At 68.4% G+C, this 1,539-nt stretch carries 1 protein-coding gene; it reads left to right on the plus strand.

Annotated elements, in window-relative coordinates; translation table 11 throughout:
• Nucleotides 1-669, plus strand: a 669-nt coding sequence (locus ADK36_RS45555) for a tetratricopeptide repeat protein (RefSeq protein WP_159391066.1), incomplete at its 5' end; no start/stop codon positions are given.
• Nucleotides 670-1,539 lie beyond the last annotated feature (870 nt).

The following is a 1,539-nucleotide window of genomic DNA, read 5'->3' on the forward strand; positions in this document are numbered from 1 at the left end:
GCTGGTGATGCAGCGGGTGCCGCTGCCGCGTTCGCGGACCTGCTGGAAGACGTGCTGCGGGTGCTGGGCCCCGACCACCCCGACACCCTCACCGCCCGCAGCAACCTGGCCCGGTGGCGGAGGGAGGCGGGTGATGCGGCGGGTGCCGCTGCCGCGCATGCCGAGGTGCTCGCCGACCGCGAGCGGGTGCTGGGCCCCGACCACCCCCAAACACTCGACGCCCGCGCCCACCTTGCCCGGTCGCGGGGGGAGGCGGGTGATGCGGCGGGTGCCGCTGCCGCGTACGCCGAGGTGCTCGCCGACCGCGAGCGGGTGCTGGGCCCCGACCACCACGCCACACTCTCCACCCGCAACAACCTCGCCACCTGGCAGGGGAAGGCGGGTGATGCGGCGGGGGCTGCTGCCGCGTACGAGGACCTGCTGGAGGATGTGCTGCGAGTACTGGGCCCCGACCACCCCGGCACCCTTGCCGTTCGCAACAACGTTGCCCGGTGTCGAGGGGAGGCAGGTGATGCGGCGGGTGCCGCTGCCGCCCACGAGGACCTGCTGGAGGACGTGCTGCGAGTACTGGGCCCCGACCACCCCCGCACCCTCACCACCCGCAACAACCTCGCCCGATGGCGAGAACAAGCGAGCGCTGCCGGTGTGAATCGATCGACCGATCCCTGAGCAAGATGACAAAGCGGTGAGCCGCAGCCGGATTGGCGCTGGATCATGCACGAGAAACGCTGTCAAAAAGTCGGTGCGCTCTAGAACCTGGACCCCACCGTTTTGTACGGTCTCGCGCGTGCAGACGCCATCCGGCAATGACGGCGCCGGGCCTGACATCGAGGAATAGCCCAGGCTGGTTCTTACGGGGCGGTGCTGGTGAGGGTGGCAACCTGGCTTTCGACGAGCTCGTGTCCCAGCTCGGCAATATCTTCAACTGAGATCCGCGGCGTCGGCGAACGCCTCACGGGCGTCCTGCGGTGGAGTCGTACTTGAGGGTCAGGGCCGATCCACCAATCGATCCGCGAATCCCGCCGGATGGCTGCGGAGAGAACGGCCTTGGACTTCGGCCGCATCGACGCCTCCTCACGCCGAGGAGCAGATCGATACTCCCACCGCAAGCAGGACAGTGCGGGCAAAACTCGCTCACATCACCTTGCCACCAAACACCGGTGGAGCCAGCCGTGTTGTCAGGCGGGCCACGAACCCGTTGACAAAGCCACCGAGGGTCGGCCATCGCTCGATGCAGCGGTAGCACAACACCTGTCGTGGCCCGTATTGTCATCAGCACCGGCGTTGAGCTGCAGCGACTCACCTGCCTCCTCCTCACGCCACAGGGCCGGCCCCAGAGAACCCGCTGTGCCAGTGGTGCCTGGCACCCGTGATGGACCGGCGGGGCCCGGTCGTGCGCTACGTCACCACACGCAAGTAGCGCCCGGTGCGCGCCTCCTGAGTGGGTGTTAAGTCCGTTTCTGGTAGCGGCCTCGTCCGGGTTGGGTGAGGAAGCCTTGGCGGGTGAGGCGTCCGAGGCGGCTGCGGGTGATGTTGACG

Source organism: Streptomyces viridochromogenes (assembly GCF_001270495.1).
GTDB lineage: Bacteria > Actinomycetota > Actinomycetes > Streptomycetales > Streptomycetaceae > Streptomyces > Streptomyces viridochromogenes_A.